The sequence below is a fragment of the Streptomyces sp. NPDC055749 genome, from assembly GCF_053617235.1.
Window position 1 is genome coordinate 113899 of sequence record NZ_JBSHFH010000018.1, and the last position, 18511, is coordinate 132409.

General features: G+C 69.5%; 14 protein-coding genes and 1 tRNA gene. 7 read left to right on the forward strand and 8 right to left on the reverse strand.

Annotation, left to right across the window (positions count from 1 at the left end; all coding sequences use genetic code 11):
* The first annotated feature begins 3 nt into the window (after window positions 1-3).
* The 3 genes from ACWGO0_RS16420 to ACWGO0_RS16430 are packed head-to-tail and all read left to right on the forward strand — an operon-like array spanning window position 4 to window position 3421.
* Entirely contained in the window at window positions 4-1785 is a 1782-nt protein-coding gene (locus tag ACWGO0_RS16420) for a branched-chain amino acid ABC transporter permease (RefSeq protein ID WP_453534384.1), read from the forward strand.
* A gap of 5 nt (window positions 1786-1790) precedes the next feature.
* Window positions 1791-2708, forward strand: a complete 918-nt coding sequence (locus ACWGO0_RS16425) for an ABC transporter ATP-binding protein (RefSeq protein ID WP_453534431.1) — start codon at window positions 1791-1793, stop codon at window positions 2706-2708.
* Entirely contained in the window at window positions 2705-3421 is a 717-nt protein-coding gene (locus ACWGO0_RS16430) for an ABC transporter ATP-binding protein (protein ID WP_453534387.1), read from the forward strand. Before ACWGO0_RS16425 ends, ACWGO0_RS16430 begins: the two co-directional genes overlap by 4 nt.
* Window positions 3422-3510: 89 nt before the next feature.
* Here ACWGO0_RS16430 and ACWGO0_RS16435 read toward each other — a convergent pair whose 3' ends face one another.
* The gene (locus tag ACWGO0_RS16435; RefSeq protein WP_453534390.1) at window positions 3511-4167 is read right to left on the reverse strand and encodes an ANTAR domain-containing response regulator; all 657 of its coding nucleotides are present in this window, start codon (window positions 4165-4167) and stop codon (window positions 3511-3513) included.
* Window positions 4168-4264: 97 nt separating this feature from the next.
* Here ACWGO0_RS16435 and ACWGO0_RS16440 point away from each other — a divergent pair.
* Window positions 4265-4339: transfer RNA gene (locus tag ACWGO0_RS16440), tRNA-Leu, on the forward strand.
* Window positions 4340-4424: 85 nt separating this feature from the next.
* Here ACWGO0_RS16440 and pyk read toward each other — a convergent pair.
* A complete protein-coding gene (pyk, locus tag ACWGO0_RS16445) occupies window positions 4425-5858 on the reverse strand; it encodes a pyruvate kinase (RefSeq protein ID WP_453534393.1) in 1434 nt (477 codons plus the stop codon).
* A gap of 120 nt (window positions 5859-5978) precedes the next feature.
* Window positions 5979-6689 carry an SIMPL domain-containing protein gene (locus ACWGO0_RS16450; protein ID WP_453534396.1) on the reverse strand — a complete coding sequence of 237 codons (711 nt, stop codon included), beginning with the start codon at window positions 6687-6689 and terminating at the stop codon, window positions 5979-5981.
* A 138-nt stretch (window positions 6690-6827) separates the two neighbouring features.
* Here ACWGO0_RS16450 and ACWGO0_RS16455 point away from each other — a divergent pair, with 138 nt between their 5' ends.
* Entirely contained in the window at window positions 6828-8636 is a 1809-nt protein-coding gene (locus tag ACWGO0_RS16455; protein ID WP_453534399.1) for a bifunctional metallophosphatase/5'-nucleotidase, read from the forward strand.
* A gap of 67 nt (window positions 8637-8703) precedes the next feature.
* Here ACWGO0_RS16455 and ACWGO0_RS16460 read toward each other — a convergent pair whose 3' ends face one another.
* The 3 genes from ACWGO0_RS16460 to pepN all read right to left on the reverse strand — a co-directional run bounded on the left by ACWGO0_RS16460 (window position 8704) and on the right by pepN (window position 14259).
* Window positions 8704-10134, reverse strand: coding sequence for a lysine N(6)-hydroxylase/L-ornithine N(5)-oxygenase family protein (locus ACWGO0_RS16460; RefSeq protein ID WP_453534402.1), 1431 nt, complete (start codon window positions 10132-10134; stop codon window positions 8704-8706).
* A complete protein-coding gene (locus ACWGO0_RS16465) occupies window positions 10131-11534 on the reverse strand; it encodes a pyridoxal phosphate-dependent decarboxylase family protein (RefSeq protein WP_453534434.1) in 1404 nt (467 codons plus the stop codon). Before ACWGO0_RS16465 ends, ACWGO0_RS16460 begins: the two co-directional genes overlap by 4 nt.
* Before the next feature lie 220 nt (window positions 11535-11754).
* Window positions 11755-14259, reverse strand: coding sequence for an aminopeptidase N (gene pepN, locus ACWGO0_RS16470; protein WP_453534405.1), 2505 nt, complete (start codon window positions 14257-14259; stop codon window positions 11755-11757).
* Between the two features lie 165 nt (window positions 14260-14424).
* Between pepN and ACWGO0_RS16475 the strand changes: the two genes are divergently transcribed.
* Complete coding sequence (locus ACWGO0_RS16475) at window positions 14425-15306, forward strand: MIP/aquaporin family protein (protein WP_453534408.1); 882 nt, start codon at window positions 14425-14427, stop codon at window positions 15304-15306.
* On the opposite strand, the gene ACWGO0_RS16480 is transcribed toward ACWGO0_RS16475, so the two are convergent.
* Window positions 15203-15565, reverse strand: coding sequence for a chorismate mutase (locus ACWGO0_RS16480; protein ID WP_453534411.1), 363 nt, complete (start codon window positions 15563-15565; stop codon window positions 15203-15205). The two genes, ACWGO0_RS16475 and ACWGO0_RS16480, sit on opposite strands and share 104 nt — an antisense overlap.
* Before the next feature lie 25 nt (window positions 15566-15590).
* Entirely contained in the window at window positions 15591-16466 is an 876-nt protein-coding gene (locus ACWGO0_RS16485) for a helix-turn-helix domain-containing protein (RefSeq protein WP_453534414.1), read from the reverse strand.
* 141 nt (window positions 16467-16607) lie between these two features.
* Here ACWGO0_RS16485 and ACWGO0_RS16490 point away from each other — a divergent pair, with 141 nt between their 5' ends.
* Entirely contained in the window at window positions 16608-18425 is a 1818-nt protein-coding gene (locus ACWGO0_RS16490) for a glycoside hydrolase family 35 protein (protein WP_453534417.1), read from the forward strand.
* Window positions 18426-18511 lie beyond the last annotated feature (86 nt).

Below are 18511 nucleotides of genomic sequence, written 5' to 3' on the forward strand. Positions count from 1 at the left end.
CCGATGACCACCCACACCGCTCCCGCCTTCCTGCCGCTGCCCACCGCAGCGGCCCGCGCCCTCACCACCGCGGGCGCCGCAGTCGCCCTCGTCGGCACCTTCCTCGCATGGACCTGGACCGACGAGTTCCCCGGCGACCTCACGGTCACCGGCTACCCCGGCGGCCTCCAGGTCCTCGCCCTCATCAGCGCTGCGTTCACCCTGGTCTTCACCCTCTCCGGGTACGGCATCAAGGGCCTGCGCTGGCTCACCCCGGGCGGTACCAACAGCCCCACGAGGCTGTTCGCCCTCGGCACCCTCGGCGTCACCGGCTACACCATCGGCGCCATCACGGTGAAGCTCGGCGGAATCGTCAACCTCGAACCCGGAGCCTGGGTCAGCTTCGCCGGCGCACTCATCGCCGTCGTCGCCGCACTCGGACTCCCGAGCGACCAGCCCGCCGACAGCCACACCACACTCAATACGCTGGACCGCTTCACCGACAGCCTCCGCGCGCCCGCCCCGGGCCGTGCCAAGGAACTCCCGGCCTGGGCCGAGATCCTGATCATCGCCGGAGCCTTCGGTGTCGCGCTCCACGTATTCACGTACGGCATCGACACCGAGTACGCCGAACTCTTCATCGGCTTCATCATCACCGTCGGTTTCGGCTTCAGCGCCCTCGGCCGTGCCGGGCTCATCGCCCGCATCACGGCACTCACCGCCAAACACCGCAACGTCACCCTCGCCGCCGCTCTGATCGCGGCGTTCTGCTTCCCCTTCACCCAGCAGAACGAGCAGTACGCCCTCATCGGCGCGAACATCCTCATCTTCGCGACCGTGGCGCTCGGCCTGAACGTCGTCGTCGGCCTCGCCGGCCTCCTCGACCTCGGATACGTCGCCTTCCTCGGCGTCGGCGCCTACGCCGCCGCCCTGGTCTCCGGCTCCCCGATGTCACCCGTCGGCGTCCAGTTCCCCTTCTGGGCCGCCGTCCTCACCGGCGCCGCAGCCTCGCTCATCTTCGGCGTCCTCATCGGCGCCCCGACCCTGCGACTGCGCGGCGACTACCTGGCCATCGTCACCCTCGGCTTCGGTGAGATCTTCCGCCTGACCGTGAACAACCTCAACGGCGACAGCGGTCCGGACATCACCAACGGCTCCCAGGGCATCCCGAGCATCCCCGACCTCAACCTCTTCGGGTTCGACTTCGGGCTCAGCCACGACATCGGCGGCTTCACCCTCGGCAGGTCGGCCAACTACTACCTGCTGATGCTCGTCTTCACCGCCGTCGTCGTCATGGTGTTCCGCCGCTCCAACGAATCCCGCATCGGCCGCGCCTGGGTCGCCATCCGCGAGGACGAGACCGCAGCCACCGCCATGGGCATCAACGCCTTCCGGCTCAAGCTGCTCGCCTTCGCCCTCGGCGCGACCCTCGCCGGACTCGCCGGGACCGTACAGGCGCACGTCTCCTACACGGTCACGCCCGAGCAGTACCAGTTCGCCGGGTCCGTACCGCCCAACTCCGCGTTCCTCCTCGCCGCCGTCATCCTCGGCGGCATGGGAACCCTGAGCGGACCCCTCGTCGGCGCCGCACTGCTCTACCTGATCCCGGCCAAGCTGCAGTTCATGCAGGACTACCAGCTGTTCCTCTTCGGTCTCGCGCTCATCCTCCTGATGCGCTTCCGCCCCGAAGGCCTGGTCGCCGACCGCAGGAAGCAGCTCGAATTCCACGAGACCGGCCAGCTCGACGTACCACCGGACGTACCACTCACCGACACGGCCGCCGGAACCACGAAGGCGGGGGCGTGACCACCATGACGACAACAGCCACGACCACCACCGACGCCGGCACCCCCGTACTCGACGCCAGCGGCGTCACGATGCGCTTCGGCGGACTCACCGCCGTACGCAACGTCGACCTCAAGGTCAACGCAGGCGAGATCGTCGGTCTCATCGGCCCCAACGGCGCCGGAAAGACCACCTTCTTCAACTGCCTCACCGGCCTCTACGTCCCCACCGAGGGCAAGGTCAGCTACAAGGGCACCGTCCTGCCGCCCAAGCCCCACCTCGTCACCCAGGCAGGCATCGCCCGCACCTTCCAGAACATCAGGCTCTTCGCCAACATGACCGTCCTGGAAAACGTCCTCGTCGGACGCCACACCAGGACCGAAGAAGGCCTCTGGTCCGCACTGCTGCGCCTCCCCGGCTACAAGAAGGCCGAGAACGCCAGCCGCGAACGCTCCATGGAACTCCTGGAGTTCATCGGCCTCCAGGACAAGGCCGACCACCTCGCGCGCAACCTCCCCTACGGAGACCAGCGCAAGCTGGAAATCGCACGCGCACTCGCCAGCGACCCCGGACTCCTCCTCCTGGACGAGCCCACCGCAGGCATGAACCCCCAGGAAACCCGCGTCACCGAAGAGCTCATCTTCGCGATCCGGGACCAGGGCATCGCCGTCCTCGTCATCGAGCACGACATGCGGTTCATATTCAACCTGTGCGACCGCGTCACCGTCCTCGTCCAGGGTGAAAAGCTCGTCGAGGGCACCGCCGAAGTCGTCCAGGGAGACGAGCGCGTCGTCGCCGCCTACCTCGGCACCCCCTTCGAAGGCGCCCCCGGCGCCGAAGAAGTCGCCGAAGTCGAAGCGGCGGAAGCGGAAGCCGAAGCCGCCACCAGCACCACCAAGAGCACCGCCAAGGACACCACCACCGAGGAGGAGGACAACCGATGACCGCACTGCTCGAGGTCGAGGACCTCCGCGTCGCCTACGGCAAGATCGAAGCCGTCAAGGGGATCTCCTTCAGCGTCGAAGCCGGCCAGGTGGTCACCCTCATCGGCACCAACGGCGCAGGCAAGACCACCACCCTGCGCACCCTCTCCGGGCTGCTCAAGCCGCTCGGCGGGCGCATCCTCTTCGAGGGCAAGCCGCTCACCGACATCCCGGCACACAAGATCGTCGCACTGGGCCTCGCCCACTCCCCCGAGGGCCGCCACATCTTCCCCCGGCTGACGATCACCGAGAACCTCCTCCTCGGCGCCTACCTCCGTAACGACAAGGCAGGCATCGAGAAGGACATCCAGCGCGCCTACGACCTCTTCCCCATCCTCGGGGAACGCCGGAAGCAGGCCGCGGGCACCCTCTCGGGCGGCGAGCAGCAGATGCTCGCCATGGGACGCGCCCTCATGTCCCAGCCCAAGCTGCTCATGCTCGACGAGCCCTCCATGGGTCTCTCCCCGATCATGATGCAGAAGATCATGGAGACCATCGTCGAACTCAAGGCGGCGGGCACCACGATCCTGCTCGTCGAGCAGAACGCCCAGGCCGCCCTGTCCCTCGCGGACCAGGGCCACGTCATGGAGGTCGGCAAGATCGTCCTCTCCGGCACCGGAGCGGACCTCCTGCACGACGAGTCGGTCCGCAAGGCGTACCTCGGCGAGGACTGACACCACCCGCACTCCCGTACGCGAAGGAGGCCCGCACCCCGATCGATCCGGGGTGCGGGCCTCCTTCGTACGTTGTTGTCGGTACGGGGCTACTCGGCCGCCTTCTTCTTCTCCTCGGCGTCCTCGATCAGCGCCTCGGCGAGCTGCTGCATGGACAGCCGCCGGTCCATCGACGTCTTCTGGATCCACCGGAACGCGGCGGGCTCGGAAAGGCCGTAGTCCGTCTGCAGGATGCTCTTCGCGCGGTCCACCAGCTTCCGCGTCTCCAGCCGCTGGGACAGGTCCGCGACCTCGCCCTCCAGAGCCTTCAGCTCCGCGAACCGCGACACCGCCATCTCGATGGCAGGCACCACGTCGCTCTTGCTGAACGGCTTCACGAGATACGCCATCGCCCCGGCGTCCCGGGCCCGCTCGACGAGGTCGCGCTGCGAGAACGCGGTGAGCATGAGGACGGGCGCGATGGACTCCTCGGCGATCTTCTCGGCCGCGGAGATCCCGTCGAGGACGGGCATCTTCACATCGAGGATCACGAGGTCCGGCCGGTGCTCCCGGGCCAGCTCGACGGCCTGCTGCCCGTCACCGGCCTCACCGACGACCGAGTAGCCCTCTTCCTCCAGCATCTCTTTGAGGTCGAGACGGATGAGCGCCTCGTCCTCGGCGATGACGACACGGGTCGTCAGCGGCGGGACGTGCGACTTGTCGTCGTCGACGGCGTCTACGGGCTGGGGCGACTCGGGGGTGGTCACGGGGCTCCTCGTTGCGGGGCAGATGCAGCTGCCTTGAGCCTACCTAGCTGCGGTATGGTGTCACTACGCGGGGCACTTGCGGCCCTTCCTTTCTAAGGCCCCAGTACTCCAACTGGTTAGAGAGGCGGCTCTCAAACAGCCGACAGTGTGGGTTCGAATCCCACCTGGGGCACTTTTCCTTCGATTCGAAGGTTCCAAAGAACCAGCAGGCAGTCACGCGATCGCGTGACTGCAGTGCCGTTCACCTTTGTCCCGCTCTACTCGGGGCTGTCGTCCTCGCCGATGTGATGCACCCGTACCAGGTTCGTCGAGCCGGCCACTCCCGGTGGGGAGCCTGCCGTGATCACCACCACGTCGCCCTTCTTGCAGCGGCCGATGCGCAGCAGTTCCTCGTCGACCTGGGCCACCATCGCGTCCGTCGACTCCACGTGCGGGCCGAGGAAGGTTTCGACGCCCCAGGTGAGGTTGAGCTGGGAGCGGGTCGCGGCGTCCGGGGTGAAGGCCAGGAGTGGGATCGGGGAGCGGTAGCGCGAGAGGCGTTTGACCGTGTCGCCGCTCTGGGTGAAGGCCACCAGGAATTTCGCGCCGAGGAAGTCGCCCATCTCGGCTGCCGCGCGGGCGACGGCGCCGCCCTGGGTGCGGGGCTTGTTGCGGTCGGTGAGGGGTGGGAGGCCCTTGGCGAGGATGTCCTCCTCGGCGGCTTCGACGATGCGGGACATCGTGCGGACCGTTTCCACGGGGTACTTGCCGACGCTGGTCTCGCCCGAGAGCATCACCGCGTCCGTGCCGTCGATGACCGCGTTGGCGACGTCGGACGCTTCGGCGCGGGTGGGGCGGGAGTTGTCGATCATCGAGTCGAGCATCTGGGTGGCGACGATGACCGGCTTGGCGTTGCGCTTGGCAAGTTTGATGGCACGCTTCTGGACGATCGGGACCTGTTCCAGGGGCATTTCGACGCCGAGGTCGCCGCGGGCGACCATGATGCCGTCGAAGGCGGCGACGATGCCGTCGATGTTCTCGACCGCCTGGGGCTTTTCGACCTTGGCGATGACGGGGAGGTGGCGGTTCTCCTCCTTCATGATGCGGTGGACGTCGTCGATGTCCAGTCCGCTGCGTACGAAGGAGAGGGCGATGATGTCGGCGCCGGTGCGCAGGGCCCAGCGGAGGTCGTCGATGTCTTTTTCGGAGAGTGCGGGGACGGAGACGGCGACGCCGGGAAGGTTGAGTCCCTTGCGGTCGGAGACCATGCCGCCTTCGATGACGGTGGTGTGGACGCGGGGGCCGTCGACCTCGGTGACTTCGAGGGTGACGCGGCCGTCGTCGACGAGGATGCGTTCGCCGGTGGTGACATCGGCGGCGAGGCCGTCGTAGGTGGTGCCGCAGGTGTGGCGGTCGCCCTCCATCGGTTCGACGGTGATGGTGAAGTCGTCGCCGCGTTCAAGGAGTACGGGTCCTTCGCGGAAGCGTCCGAGGCGGATCTTCGGACCTTGAAGGTCGGCGAGGATGCCGACGCTGCGGCCGGTCTCTTCGGATGCTTTGCGTACGCGGTGGTATCGCGCTTCGTGTTCGGCGTAGGTGCCGTGGCTGAGGTTGAAGCGGGCGATGTCCATTCCGGCTTCGACCAATGCCTTGATCTGGTCGTATGTGTCGGTTGCGGGTCCCAGTGTACAAACGATTTTCGCTCGGCGCATGGTTTGAGCCTAGACCTTACCTACGGGTAGGTAATTGGCTCCGCATGACACCTCAACAACCTTTGCATGAAGGGTTATTGACAAGTGTTGAATTGTGCACGGGGGTGCTCTGATGAGCGTTTATCGGAGGGCGGGCGGTTCGATCGTGAAGGCCGCCTCGACCTGCGCGTGCACGGTCTGGCGTACGGGTTCGAGGTCGATGGGTTCGGCGTCGGCGGCGAGTTCCGTCGTCGCGGCCGCGCTGTAGGCGACTCTCTGTCCGGCGAATCCGGCGCGGGCGGGGCGGCCGATGCCCGTGCCGGTGTCGGCGAGTTCGAGGAGGGCGCCGAGTTCGGTGTCGAGGGCGTCGGCGTATTCGCGGGCCCGTTGGACGGCTTCGCGGACGGCTTGGCGGCGGGCGACCCCGTGGACGGGTGAGTCGGGGCGCAGGGCCCACCAGGGGCCTTCGACGCGGGTGAGTTCCTGGTCGGCGAGGCGGCTGGTGAGTTCGCCGAGGGCGGTGAAGTCGGTCAGCGTGACATTGAGCTGGACGCTGCCGTGGTAGGCGCGGACGCGTTCGCCGCGGCCGTGGCGGGTGAGTTCGGGGCTGATGGAGAGGGTGCCTGTTTCGAGTGTGTCGATGGCTTCGCCGTAGCTCTTGATCAGGGCGATGGCCTGGGTGTTGCGTCGGGTGAGGTCGTCGAGGGCGGCGCGCCTGTCGGTACCGCGGGCGGTGACGGTGACGAAGATGCGGGCGATCTCGGGGTCGGTTTCGATGCGGGCCTCGCCGCGGACGGTGACGCGGGGGGTTCGCGGGGTTCCGTAGGGGCGGGGGGTCTGGTCTTCGGTCATGCGTTCACTGTGGCACGGGGGTTGCGCGCGGTGGTGCGTACACGGTGGTCATCAGATCGAAACCTGCCCGGGGTGTTGCGGAAGGTGGTGGCTGGGCCAGAATCTACGCGCGTTGCTCGATTGAACGAGGAGTCAAGGATGCCGTTGAACCGTAGGACGTTTATGGGCCGTTCGGCTGCTGCCGGCGCGGGTGTGGCGATAGCGGGCGGTGCCGCGGCCGGGCAGGCCGGGGCGGCGGAGCGGGCGGGCCGGAGCCGTCCGGCGAAGCGTTACTCGTTCACCGTGATGGGCACGACCGATCTGCACGGCAATGTCTTCAACTGGGACTACTTCACGGACAAGGAGTTCGACGACAAGGCCCACAACGATGTCGGCCTGGCGAAGATCTCCACGCTCGTCGACCGTGTCCGGGAGGAGCGCGGGCGTCGCAACACGCTGCTGATCGATGCGGGTGACACCATTCAGGGCACTCAGCTCTCGTACTACTACGCGAAGATCGACCCGATCACGGCGAAGCGTGGTCCGGTGCATCCGATGGCGCTGGCGATGAATGCGATCGGCTATGACGCGGCGGCGCTGGGCAATCATGAGTTCAACTATGGAATTCCGGTTCTGCGGAAGTTCGAGGAGCAGTGCGATTTCCCGCTGCTGGGTGCGAACGCGCTGGATGCGAAGACGCTGCGGCCGGCTTTCGCCCCGTATGTGATCAAGCGGCTTCGTACGCCGCACGGTCGTGATGTGCGGGTGGCGGTGCTGGGGCTGACAAATCCCGGTATCGCGATCTGGGACAAGGCCAATGTGGGCGGGAAGATGGTGTTCCCGGGTCTTGAGGAGCAGGCGGCGCTCTGGGTGCCGAAGCTTCGGTCGATGGGCGCGGATGTGGTGATCGTGTCGGCGCATTCGGGTTCGAGTGGTACGTCGTCGTACGGGGACCAGTTGCCGTACATCGAGAACGCGGCCGGTCTGGTGGCGGAGCAGGTTCCGGGTATCGACGCGATTCTGGTGGGTCACGCGCACACGGAGATCGCCGAGTACTTCGTGACGAACAAGGAGACCGGGAAGCGGGTTCTGCTGTCGGAGCCGTTGAAGTGGGGGCAGCGGCTGACGCTGTTCGACTTCGATCTGGTGTGGGAGAAGGGGCGTTGGGTGGTCGAGAGGGCCGGCTCCGAGGTGCTGAACTCCAACACGGTGGCGGAGGACCCGAAGATCACTTCGCTGCTCGGTGACGAGCACCGGGAAGTGGTGGCCTATGTGAACCAGGTGATCGGTACGTCGGTGGTGGCGATGTCGACGGCTCAGGCGCCGTGGAAGGACGAGCCGATCATCGATCTGATCAACCAGGTGCAGGCGGAGACGGTGAAGGCGGGGCTGGCGGGTGGTGCGTACGCGGCGCTGCCGGTGCTGTCGCAGGCGTCGTGTTTCTCGCGTTCGGCGGGTGTTCCGGCCGGTGAGGTGACGATCAAGGACGCGGCGGGGCTGTATCCGTTCGAGAACACGCTTGAGGCCAGGCTGCTGACGGGTGCGCAGCTGAGGGAGTACCTGGAGTACTCGGCGAAGTACTACGTGCGGACGGCGGCGGGTGCTCCGGTGGATACGTCGAAGCTGACCAATGCGGACGGCACGCCGGACTACAACTACGACGCGGTGTCGGGTGTGGCGTACGACATCGATATCGCGCAGCCGGCGGGTTCGCGGATCGTGAATCTGACGTTCGAGGGCAGGGCGATCGATCCGGCGGCGCAGTTCGTGCTGGCGGTGAACAACTACCGGGCGAGCGGTGGCGGCAATTTCCCGCATGTGCCGGGTGCGAAGCAGTTGTGGGCGGATTCGGACGAGATCCGGAACACGATCATCAACTGGGTGAAGGCGAAGGGGTCCGTTGATCCGGCGCAGTTCGCTTCGGTGGGCTGGCGGCTGACGCGGGACGGAGTTCCGGTGTTCCCGTAGGTACGTGGCTGTGGGCGGCCGTTCCCCGTGTGCTGGTGGGGGACGGCCGCTTTCGTTCGTCCGGGGGTCAGTTGCTCTGGACGAGCGGGATGAGTGCGGGGCCCTGGGCGGGGATTCTGGGGGTGTTGGAGGGGGTGAGGCCGAAGGTGGTGAAGGCGGTGCGGTCGGGGAGGGGGTAGGGGTCGGTGCCGGTGAGGTCGTTGAGGATGGTGGCGCTGCGCCAGGCTGCGAGGCCGAGGTCGGGGGCGCCGACTCCGTGGGTGTGGCGTTCGGCGTTCTGTACGTAGACGTGGCCGGTGACGGCGGGGTCGAGGACGAGGCGGAAGCGGTCGTCGATGCGGGGGCGTGCGGAGGCGTCGCGGCGCATGTAGGGGTCGAGGCCGGTGAGGAGGCCGTCGAGGGGGCGTTCGCGGTAGCCGGTGGCGAGGACGACGGCGTCGGTGGTGAGCCGGGAGCGGGTGGCTTGCTGGGTGTGTTCGAGGTGGAGTTCGACGCGGGTGGTGGCGACGCGGCCCGCGGTACGTACGGAGACGCCGGGGGTGAGGGTGGCGTCGGGCCAGCCGCCGTGGAGGGTCCGTCGGTAGAGCTCGTCGTGGATGGCGGCGATGGTGTCGGCGTCGATGCCTTTGTGGAGCTGCCATTGGTGGGGGACGAGTTCGTCGCGTACGGATTCGGGGAGTGCGTGGAAGTAGCGGCTGTAGTCGGGGGTGAAGTGTTCCAGGCCGAGTTTGGAGTACTCCATGGGTGCGAAGGCTTCGGTGCGGGCGAGCCAGTGGATCTTCTCGGCGCCGACGGGGCGGGCGCGGAGCAGGTCGAGGAAGATCTCGGCGCCGGACTGGCCGGAGCCGATGACGGTGATGTGTTCGGCCTTGAGGAGCCGTTCGCGGTGGCTGAGGTAGTCGGCGGAGTGGACGACGGGGACGGATTCGGCCTCGGCGAGGGGTTTGAGGGGTTCGGGGACGAAGGGTTCGGTGCCGACGCCGATGGCGACGTGGCGGGTGTAGGCGCGGCCGAGCGCTTCGGCTTCGCCGTCGGCGTCGAGCTGGGTGAAGTCCACTTCGAACAGGTCGCGTTCGGTGTTCCAGCGGACGGCGTCGACCTGGTGGCCGAAGTGGAGGCCGGGGAGCTGGTCGCTGACCCAGCGGCAGTAGGCGTCGTATTCGGCGCGCTGGATGTGGAAGCGCTCGGCGAAGTAGAAGGGGAAGAGCCGGTCGCGGCTGCGCAGGTAGCTGAGGAATGACCAGGGGCTGGCGGGGTCGGCGAGGGTGACGAGGTCGGCGAGGAAGGGGACTTGGAGGCTGGCGCCGTCGATGAGGAGGCCGGGGTGCCAGTGGAAGCCGGGGCGTTGTTCGTAGAACGTGGCGGCGAGTGGCTGGGGGTGTCCGGGGGCGCCGGGTACGCCGTGTGCGAGGGCGGCGAGGGAGAGGTTGAAGGGGCCGATGCCGATGCCGACGAGGTCGTGTGGCTGGTCGGGTTCGGGGGCGGGCCGGTCGGTCATCGGGGTGTGCTGCCTTCCGCGAGGGCGTCTGTGACGGTGGTGACGAGGTCGATGAGGGTGTGGAGGTCGTCCGGGGTGGTGTGGGGGTTGAGGAGGGTGGCCTTGAGCCAGCGGCGGCCGTTGGCCTCGGCGCGGCCGAGTACGGCGTGGCCGTGGTTGAGGAGGGTGCGGCGGATGGCGGCCACGGTGTGGTCGGTGGCGCCGGTGGGGCGGAAGAGGACGGTGCTGATGGTGGGGCGGGCGTAGAGGTCGAGGGTGGGGTGTGCGTCGACCAGGTCGGCGAGTTGTCCGGCGGTGGCGATCGTGCGGTCGACGAGGTCGGCGAGTCCGGTGCGGCCGAGTGCCTGGAGGGTGACGGCGATCTTCAGGGCGTCGGGTCTGCGGGTGGTGTGCAGGGAGCGGCCGAGGAGGTCGGGCAGGCCGGCTTCGGTGTCGTCGTCGGCGTTGAGGTAGGGGGCGCGGTGGTGGAGTGCGTCGAGGTCGTGGTGGTCGGGGACGGCGAGGAGTGAGGCGGGGGCGGGCTGCCAGCCGAGTTTGTGCAGGTCGAAGGTGACGCTGTGGGCGCGGTCGAGGCCCTGGATCCTGCTCCGGTGGGTGGGGCTGAAGAGGAGCGGTCCGCCGTAGGCGGCGTCGATGTGGAGTTCGGCGCCGTGTTGCGCGCAGAGGTCGGCGATGTCGGTGAGGGGGTCGATCTGCCCGGTGTCGGTGGTGCCGGCGGTGGCGGTGACGAGGAGGGGGCGGTGGTGGAGCCGGGTGAGGGTTTCGTGGAGTGCGGCGAGGTCCATGACGCCTGTGGGGGCGGGGACGAGGGCCGGTTCGGGGAGTCCCAGGAGCCAGGTGGCGCGGGTGATGCTGTGGTGAGCGTTGGCTCCGCAGACGGTCTGTACGGGGCCGTGGCGTTCGCGGGCGAGGAGCAGGGCGAGTTGGTTGGCCTCGGTGCCGCCGGTGGTGATCACGGCGTCGGGTGTGGTGGTGGCCTGCGGGTAGATCTCGGCGGCGAGTACGGCGGTGAGTTCAGCTTCGAGGGTGGAGGCGGCGGGGGCCTGGTCCCAGGAGTCCATGGAGGGGTTGAGTGCGGAGGCGGCGAGGTCGGCCGCGGCGGCGAGTGCGAGGGGCGGGGTGTGGAGGTGCGCCGCGCAGTGCGGGTGTGCCGGGTCCGCGGCGCCTTCGGCGAGTGCGGTGACGAGGGTGCGCAGGGCGTGTTCGGCGCCGGTTCCCGTGTCGGGGAGGAGCGGGCGGGCGGCGGTACGCATCCTCGCGGTGGTGGTGTCGGGCCCGCCCGCGGGGAGTGGCCCGCCGCGCCGGGCGGCGCCCTTTTCGAGGGCGCCGAGCACCGTGTCGAGGAGGGGGCGCAGGGCGGCGGGGCCCGCGGTGTCTCCGGCGAGGGGTGGGGTGGGCATGGTGGTGTGGCCCTTCGGGTGCGCGGGGGTGGACATGCCAGCTTGTCCAGGTTTCGGTCGGCGCGGCCGAAGAGCACAACGATCTGAACTCTAAAGGGGTACTGCTGGTCGATGGGGTCTGTCCGCCGGGGGTTCGGCTGCTATGCGGGCGTCCTCAAAAAAATGCCCGGCCACCCTCAAGAGGATGGCCGGGCACGGGTGTTGCGCGCGTCTTCTCCGGTCAGTGGGCGTCGCGGACGGCGAGGGCGCGGCGGAGGTCGTCGAGCTGGTCGACGAGCTTGCGGCGCAGGGCCGGGATGAGGGCCTGGTCGTCCAGGGCCCGGGTGCCGAGGGCGAGGCTCTCGGTGTCCACGGTGGTGGCGGGGAAGGCGTAGCGGCCGGCCGCTTCGGCGATGGCGGGGCCGCGGCGGACGGCGAGCGCGGTCGCGTCGGGGTAGTAGCGGGGCACGTACTCGCGTACGAGTTCGTCCTGCTCGGGCTGCCAGAAGCCTTGGGCGGTGGCGGTGAAGAGGTAGTTGGAGAGGGAGTCGTCGGCGAACATGGCCTGCCACGCGGCGGCCTTCGCTTCGGGGGTGGGGAGGGCGGCGCGGCAGCGTGCGGCGCCTTCCTGCCCGGTGGCGCTGGGATCCAGGGCCAGTTCCGCTTCGATGGCCGTCTCGTCGGTGGCGCCGAGGACGGCGAGGCGGGTGAGGATGCGCCAGCGGAGTTCGGGGTCGAGTTCGGGTCCGCCGGGGACGGTGCCGCCTGCGAGCCAGTCCTGAATGCCCTCGGGCTGGGTGGCGGCGTCGATGAAGTGGCGTACGGCGATGAGGCGCAGACCCGGCGCGGAGCCGTCCTCGGTCCGCCGGATCAGGTCGCGGCAGATGGCGGTGAGGGTGGCGAGGGCCGTCCGGCGTTCCTGGGCGGGCAGGAAGCGGCCCGCGATGTGGAGGGAGGCGAAGGAGAGGACGCCCTGGACGACGGCGAGGTCGGACTCGTGCGGGAGGTGGGCGCGGGCGGCGTCCAGGTAGGCGGCGGGGGCGAGTTCGCCGTCGCGGACCATGTCGCGTGCGGTGTTCCAGACGAGGGCGCGGGTCAGCGGCTCGGGGATGCCGGAGAGCGAGGTGACGACCGTGTCCCAGGACTCGGGGTCGAGGCGGACCTTGGCGTAGGTCAGGTCGCCGTCGTTGAGGACGAGGAGGGCGGGGCGGCGACCGGGCATGGTCCTGGCGGACTCGCCCTGGGGGACGTCGAGTTCGAAGCGGTCGCGCAGGACGAGCCGTTCGGGTCCTGACTGGGTGTCGAGGGAGTGTTCGTACGCGCCGACGGCGATGCGGTGGGGGCGGCTGCCGTCGCGGTCGACGGTGACGGACCACTGGCCGTCGCTCTCGGCGACCTGTGCGGTGAGGGTGTCGATGCCGGTGGTGCGCAGCCACTGTTCGGCCCAGGCGTGGACGTCGCGGTCGGTGGCGGACGCCAGGTTGTCGATGAAGTCGGCGAGGGCGGCGTTGGCGAACTTGTGGCGGGCGAAGTGGGTGTTGATGCCGGCCAGGAAGTCCTTCTCGCCGAGCCAGGCGACGAGCTGGCGCAGGGCGGACGCGCCCTTGGCGTAGCTGATGCCGTCGAAGTTGAGGAGGGCGGACGCGGTGTCGGGGACGGCGTCGGGGTCGGGGGCGACGGGGTGGGTGGAGGGGCGCTGGTCCGCGTCGGATCCCCAGCCCTTGCGTGCGACGCCGAATTCGACCCAGGTGTCGGTGAAGCGGGTGGCTTCGGTGAGGGTCTGGTAGCCCATGTACTCGGCGAAGGACTCGTTGAGCCAGATGTCGTCCCACCAGGAGAGGGTGACGAGGTCGCCGAACCACATGTGGGCCATCTCGTGGGAGATGACCATGGCGCGGGTCTGGCGTTCGGTCTCGGTGACGGCGGAGCGGTAGACGAACTCGTCGCGGAAGGTGACGAGGCCCGGGTTCTCCATCGCGCCGGCGTTGAACTCGGGGACGAATGCCTGGTCGTACGAGTCGAAGGGGTACGGCTCGTCGAACTTCTCGTGGTACCGGTCGAAGCAGGCGCGTGTGATGTCGAGGATCTCGTCGGCGTCGGCGTCGAGGTACGGGGCGAGGGAGCGGCGGCAGTGGATGCCGAAGGGCAGTCCGGCGTGTTCGGTGGTGACCGAGTGCCAGGGGCCCGCGGCGACGGCGACGAGGTAGGTGGAGATGAGGGGGGTGGCGGCGATGGACCAGCGGCCGTCCCCGGTGTGCTCGGCGATGCCGTTGCCGAGGACGGTCCAGCCGTCGGGGGCGGTGACCGTGATCTCGAAGACGGACTTGAGGTCGGGCTGGTCGAACGCGGCGAAGACGCGCTGGACGTCGTCCATGAACATCTGCGTGTAGACGTACGTCTCGCCGTCGCTCGGGTCGGTGAAGCGGTGCATGCCTTCGCCGGTGCGGGAGTAGCGCATCGCGGCGTCGATGTGCAGTTCGTGGGGGCCTGCGGCGAGGCCGGTGAGGGGGTAGCGGTTGCCGTCGAGGAGGGCGGGGTCCAGGGGGTGTCCGTCGAGGCTGATCGAGCGCAGAGTGGCGGGCTTGACCTCGACGAAGGTGTCTCCGGTCGCGTGGGCGGTGAACCGGATGGCGGTGCGGGAGTCGAAGGTCTCCTCGCCTGTGGTGAGGTCGAGGGCGATCGTGTACCGCTCCACGTCGAGGATCTGGGCTCGGGTCTGCGCTTCGTCGCGCGTCAGTACGGACATGGCCCCATGCTGCCGTACGGGGGGCGGCGGGCGCAGTGGGGTTCTCCCTGGGCGGACGGGCGGTCCGGGCCGGGCCGGGCAGGTGGGGGCCTGCGGGGGACGGCGGGGTCTGCTGCCGCTTACCATCTCCTCGGCGCGGCACACCGAGTACCGAGGACGTTCCTCATGACGCTCCCGCCTGCGCACGATCCGATCGTTCCCAGACCTCCGGCCGGTTCCCCCGTCCCGGTGCCGAACCACTTGGCGCGGGTCGGCGCGCCCTTCCCCGTAGTGGCGCGCGCGGGGTGCGAGTTCGGGCTGACGGCGTTGCTGTTGTTCCTCGTCGTGACAGCTGTGCGGTGGCTCGTCGGCGCGGACTCGGCGATTGCGGTCGCGGTCGGCCCTTCCCTCGCCCCGGCCGTGCTCGGCCTGGTGACCGGGGGCCTGCTCACCGCGTTCATGGTGTCGCCTCCCGGACGGTGTTCGGGCTGCCACCTGAATCCGGCCGTGACCGTGGCCCTGTGGCGGCTGAGGGTGTTTCCCGGCCGTGATGTCGCCCCGTACGCGGTGGCGCAGCTGGCGGGATCGCTGGCCGGGGCGTGGTCGGCCGGGGCCCTGTGGGGTTCGGCCGCGGCGGGGGATCCGGTGCGCCACGCGTCGGTGCGGCCGGATCCGGCGTGGGGCGACGCGGCCGTGCTGGGCGCCGAGGCGGGGGTCCTCGTGGGGGTGACGGTGGTGCTCGCGGTGTTCCTGGCGCGGCCGGTGTGGGGCCGGGGCCTCCCGTACGCGGTGGGGGTGACGACTGCCGTGGTCATATCGGTGCTCGGTCCGTTGAGCGGTGGATCGGCCAATCCGGCACGGCAGTTCGGCCCGGCTGTGCTGGCCGGGGACGTCGGCGGGCTGTGGGTGTATCTGCTCGGGCCCGTCCTGGGCGCGGTGCTCGGCGCGGGGCTCGTCCGGGGGGTCAGGTCCCGGAGGTGGCCGGGGGCGGGCCCGTCGGCCGGTCTCCCCCGCCGTTCTCCGCTTCGTCGGCGATGCGCTCGTGGTGGCGGATCACCTCGGCGATGATGAAGTTCAGCAGCTTCTCGGCGAACGCCGGGTCCAGGTTCGCGCTCAGCGCGAGCTGGCGAAGCCGGGCGATCTGGCGGGTCTCGCGGGCGGGGTCGGCGGGCGGCAGCTTGTGGTCCGCCTTGAGGCGGCCGACCTGCTGGGTGGCCTTGAAGCGCTCGGCGAGCATATGGACGACTGCGGCGTCGATGTTGTCGATGCTCTCGCGCAGCCGGTTCAGTTCGGCGCGCACGGACTCGTCGATGTCGCTCGTGGTCATGGTCGTCGAGCTTAGACGCATCGTCCTAGTGCGTGATCGTCGGCGGGTGCTCCGGGTCCGGGACCTGGTCGCTCCAGCCGCCCGGGACGCTGCGTCCCTGCTGTTCACGGAAGCGGACGGGGGCCGTACCGACGCGGCGGGCGAACAGCCGGGAGAAGTACGCCGGGTCGTCGTAGCCGACCCGGCGGGCGACCGCGGCGACGGGGAGGTCCGTCGCGGCGAGGAGTTCCTTGGCGCGGCCGAGCCGGATGCCCAGCAGGTAGTCCTTGGGGCTGCACCCGGCGCCCCGCCGTACGGCCGAGCGCAGTTCCGCGGGCGTCATGCCGTGCCGGGACGCGTGCTCGGCGACGGACAGCGGCTGGAACGCCTCGCGGGCCAGGGCCTGGAGCACCGGGTCGCCGTCCGGTCCGATGTCGGCGCGGGCCCGGCGCAGGGAGACGAGGAGTTCGTGGACGGCGGCCCCGGTCTCCACTTCGAGGAGGGGGTTGCCGCGGCGGGCGGCGCGCACGATGCGGCTCACGGCGGCGCGCGGGCCCGCCGTGTCGGAGAGCGGGACGAGGGGGCGGTCCGGTTCTATGCAGCCGAGCTCGGTGTACGTCGTCGTGGCGGGGCCCGTGAAGTCGACGAAGCTCTCGTCCCAGCCGGTGGGATCGGCCCCGTAGTGGTGCGGTGTGCCGGGGGTGAGCCAGATGAGGCTGGGCGCGGTGACGGGCACGCGCCTGCCGTCAGGGCCGATGAACCAGCCGCTGCCCGAGTTGATGATCACCGCGACGTGGTGGTCCAGGGTGCGCGGGCCGACCGTCGGCAGGGCGCCGTGCTGGAGGCCGACACCGAGACAGACCAGGCCCAGCCGGTGGTGGAGCGGGCTGGGAGTGAAGAAGCGCATCCATGTGTGGTACATCGGCCGGCCTCCCTCCCGTTCTTCGTATCGCTTCACATTGCGTCCAAACAGCAGTGATCTTTGTCCATGGACCGGTCGTACGCCAGAGGGCGAAAGTTAGCTGGCCAGGGACACCGAGGCACACAGGAGAGTACGAGCACGATGCCAGACTTCACCGTGGGGGACGACCACTTCCGGCTCGACGGAGAGCCCGTACGGCTGTTGTCGGGGGCGATGCACTACTTCAGGGTGCACGAGGAGCAGTGGGATCACCGGCTGTCGATGCTGCGGGCCATGGGGCTCAACTGTGTCGAGACGTATGTGCCGTGGAATCTCCATGAGCCGCGCCCCGGCCGGTTCCGTGACGTGGACGCGCTCGGCCGGTTCCTGGACGCGGCGCACCGGGCCGGCCTGTGGGCGATCGTCCGCCCGGGGCCGTACATCTGCGCCGAGTGGGAGAACGGCGGGCTGCCGGCCTGGGTGACGGGGCGGTTCGGGCGACGGGTGCGGACCCGTGACGCGGAGTACTTCACGACGGTGGAGCGGTGGTTCCGCGAGTTGCTGCCGCAGGTGGTGCAGCGGCAGATCACCCGCGGCGGTCCGGTGATCATGGTGCAGGCCGAGAACGAGTACGGGAGCTACGGCAGCGACCGGGTGCATCTGGAACAGCTGGCGGGGCTGCTGCGGCAGTGCGGGATCACGGTGCCGCTGTTCACGTCCGACGGGCCGGACGATCACATGCTGACCGGTGGTTCGGTGCCGGGGCTGCTGGCCACGGCGAACTTCGGGTCGGGTGCGCGGGAGGCGTTCCGGGTGCTGCGCCGCCATCAGCCGAAGGGGCCGCTGATGTGCATGGAGTTCTGGTGCGGATGGTTCGAGCACTGGGGTGCCGATCCTGTCGTACGTGATCCGGCGGAGGCCGCGGGGGCGTTGCGGGAGATCCTGGAGTGCGGGGCTTCCGTGAACATCTACATGGCGCACGGCGGGACGAATTTCGCGGGCTGGTCGGGTGCGAACCGTTCGGGTCCCCTCCAGGACCAGGAGCTGCGGTCCACGGTGACGTCGTACGACTACGACGCGCCGGTCGACGAGTACGGGCGGCCCACGGAGAAGTTCTGGCTGATGCGCGAGGTGCTCGCCGCGTACGCCGATGGGCCGCTCCCCGAGCCGCCCGCGCCGCCCGCCGCGCTCAAGGAACCGGTGCGGGCGGAGCTGACGGCGTGGGCGCCCCTGGCGGACGTACTGGCCGCGCTGGGCGATCCGGAGACGGCGGAGAGCGGGGTTCCGCCGACGTTCGAGGAGCTCGGCGTGGATCGCGGTCTGGTGCGCTACCGGGTCGACGTACCGGGTCCGCGCCGGCCGTACGCGCTGGGCGCGGTCGGTCTCCGGGACCGGGCGTTGGTGTACGTGGACGGCGTCCGGGCCGGTGTGCTGACCGAGGAGGACGCCACCCTCGCGGAGCCGGTCGCCGGGCCCGCGAAGGTCGAGCTGTGGGTGGAGTCGCTGGGCCGGGTCAACTACGGGCGGCGGGTCGGTGAGCCGAAGGGCATCACGGGCGGAGTGCTGCACGAGCGGCAGTTCCTGCACGGGGTGCGGGCGCAGGCGCTGCGGCTCGACGCCTTCGACGGCGCGGACGGCGTCTCGGCGGTCGCGTTCCGGGGTCTCGACAGGTCGGTGGCCGGACGGCGGGGCCTGTTCCGGGGGACGTTCGAGGCGCCCGCTTCGGGCACCGGTGACGCCGGGCTCGAACTGCCGGGCTGGACCCGTGGGTTCGTCTGGGTGAACGGCTTCTGCCTGGGGCGCTACTGGTCGGCCGGCCCGCAGGAGACGCTCTACGTGCCGGGCCCTGTGCTCCGGGCGGGCTCGAACGAGGTGTGGGTGCTGGAGCTGGAGGGCGCCGGCGATCCGTACGTGGAGCTGGGGCCTGGACCGGGGTTGGCCCGCCGGACGGGCCACCCCCGGGGGGTTAAGGGTTTATAAAGCCGCGGGGGCAGAGTGTTGCCCCCGCCCACCCGAAGGAGGATTGGGAGGTAGATTACAAGGTGTAAAAACCCGGGGAGGCGGGC

Bases quoted from the DNA above. Each gene is read 5' to 3' on its own strand.
- ACWGO0_RS16465 (WP_453534434.1), bottom strand. From the start codon at position 11,534: ATGCCCACCCCACCCCTCGCCGGAGACACCGCGGGCCCCGCCGCCCTG.
- ACWGO0_RS16460 (WP_453534402.1), bottom strand. From the start codon at position 10,134: ATGACCGACCGGCCCGCCCCCGAACCCGACCAGCCACACGACCTCGTC.
- ACWGO0_RS16425 (WP_453534431.1), top strand. From the start codon at position 1,791: ATGACGACAACAGCCACGACCACCACCGACGCCGGCACCCCCGTACTC.
- ACWGO0_RS16420 (WP_453534384.1), top strand. From the start codon at position 4: ATGACCACCCACACCGCTCCCGCCTTCCTGCCGCTGCCCACCGCAGCG.
- ACWGO0_RS16430 (WP_453534387.1), top strand. From the start codon at position 2,705: ATGACCGCACTGCTCGAGGTCGAGGACCTCCGCGTCGCCTACGGCAAG.
- ACWGO0_RS16490 (WP_453534417.1), top strand. From the start codon at position 16,608: ATGCCAGACTTCACCGTGGGGGACGACCACTTCCGGCTCGACGGAGAG.
- ACWGO0_RS16480 (WP_453534411.1), bottom strand. From the start codon at position 15,565: ATGACCACGAGCGACATCGACGAGTCCGTGCGCGCCGAACTGAACCGG.
- pyk (WP_453534393.1), bottom strand. From the start codon at position 5,858: ATGCGCCGAGCGAAAATCGTTTGTACACTGGGACCCGCAACCGACACA.
- ACWGO0_RS16450 (WP_453534396.1), bottom strand. From the start codon at position 6,689: ATGACCGAAGACCAGACCCCCCGCCCCTACGGAACCCCGCGAACCCCC.
- ACWGO0_RS16475 (WP_453534408.1), top strand. From the start codon at position 14,425: ATGACGCTCCCGCCTGCGCACGATCCGATCGTTCCCAGACCTCCGGCC.
- ACWGO0_RS16485 (WP_453534414.1), bottom strand. From the start codon at position 16,466: ATGTACCACACATGGATGCGCTTCTTCACTCCCAGCCCGCTCCACCAC.
- ACWGO0_RS16455 (WP_453534399.1), top strand. From the start codon at position 6,828: ATGCCGTTGAACCGTAGGACGTTTATGGGCCGTTCGGCTGCTGCCGGC.
- pepN (WP_453534405.1), bottom strand. From the start codon at position 14,259: ATGTCCGTACTGACGCGCGACGAAGCGCAGACCCGAGCCCAGATCCTC.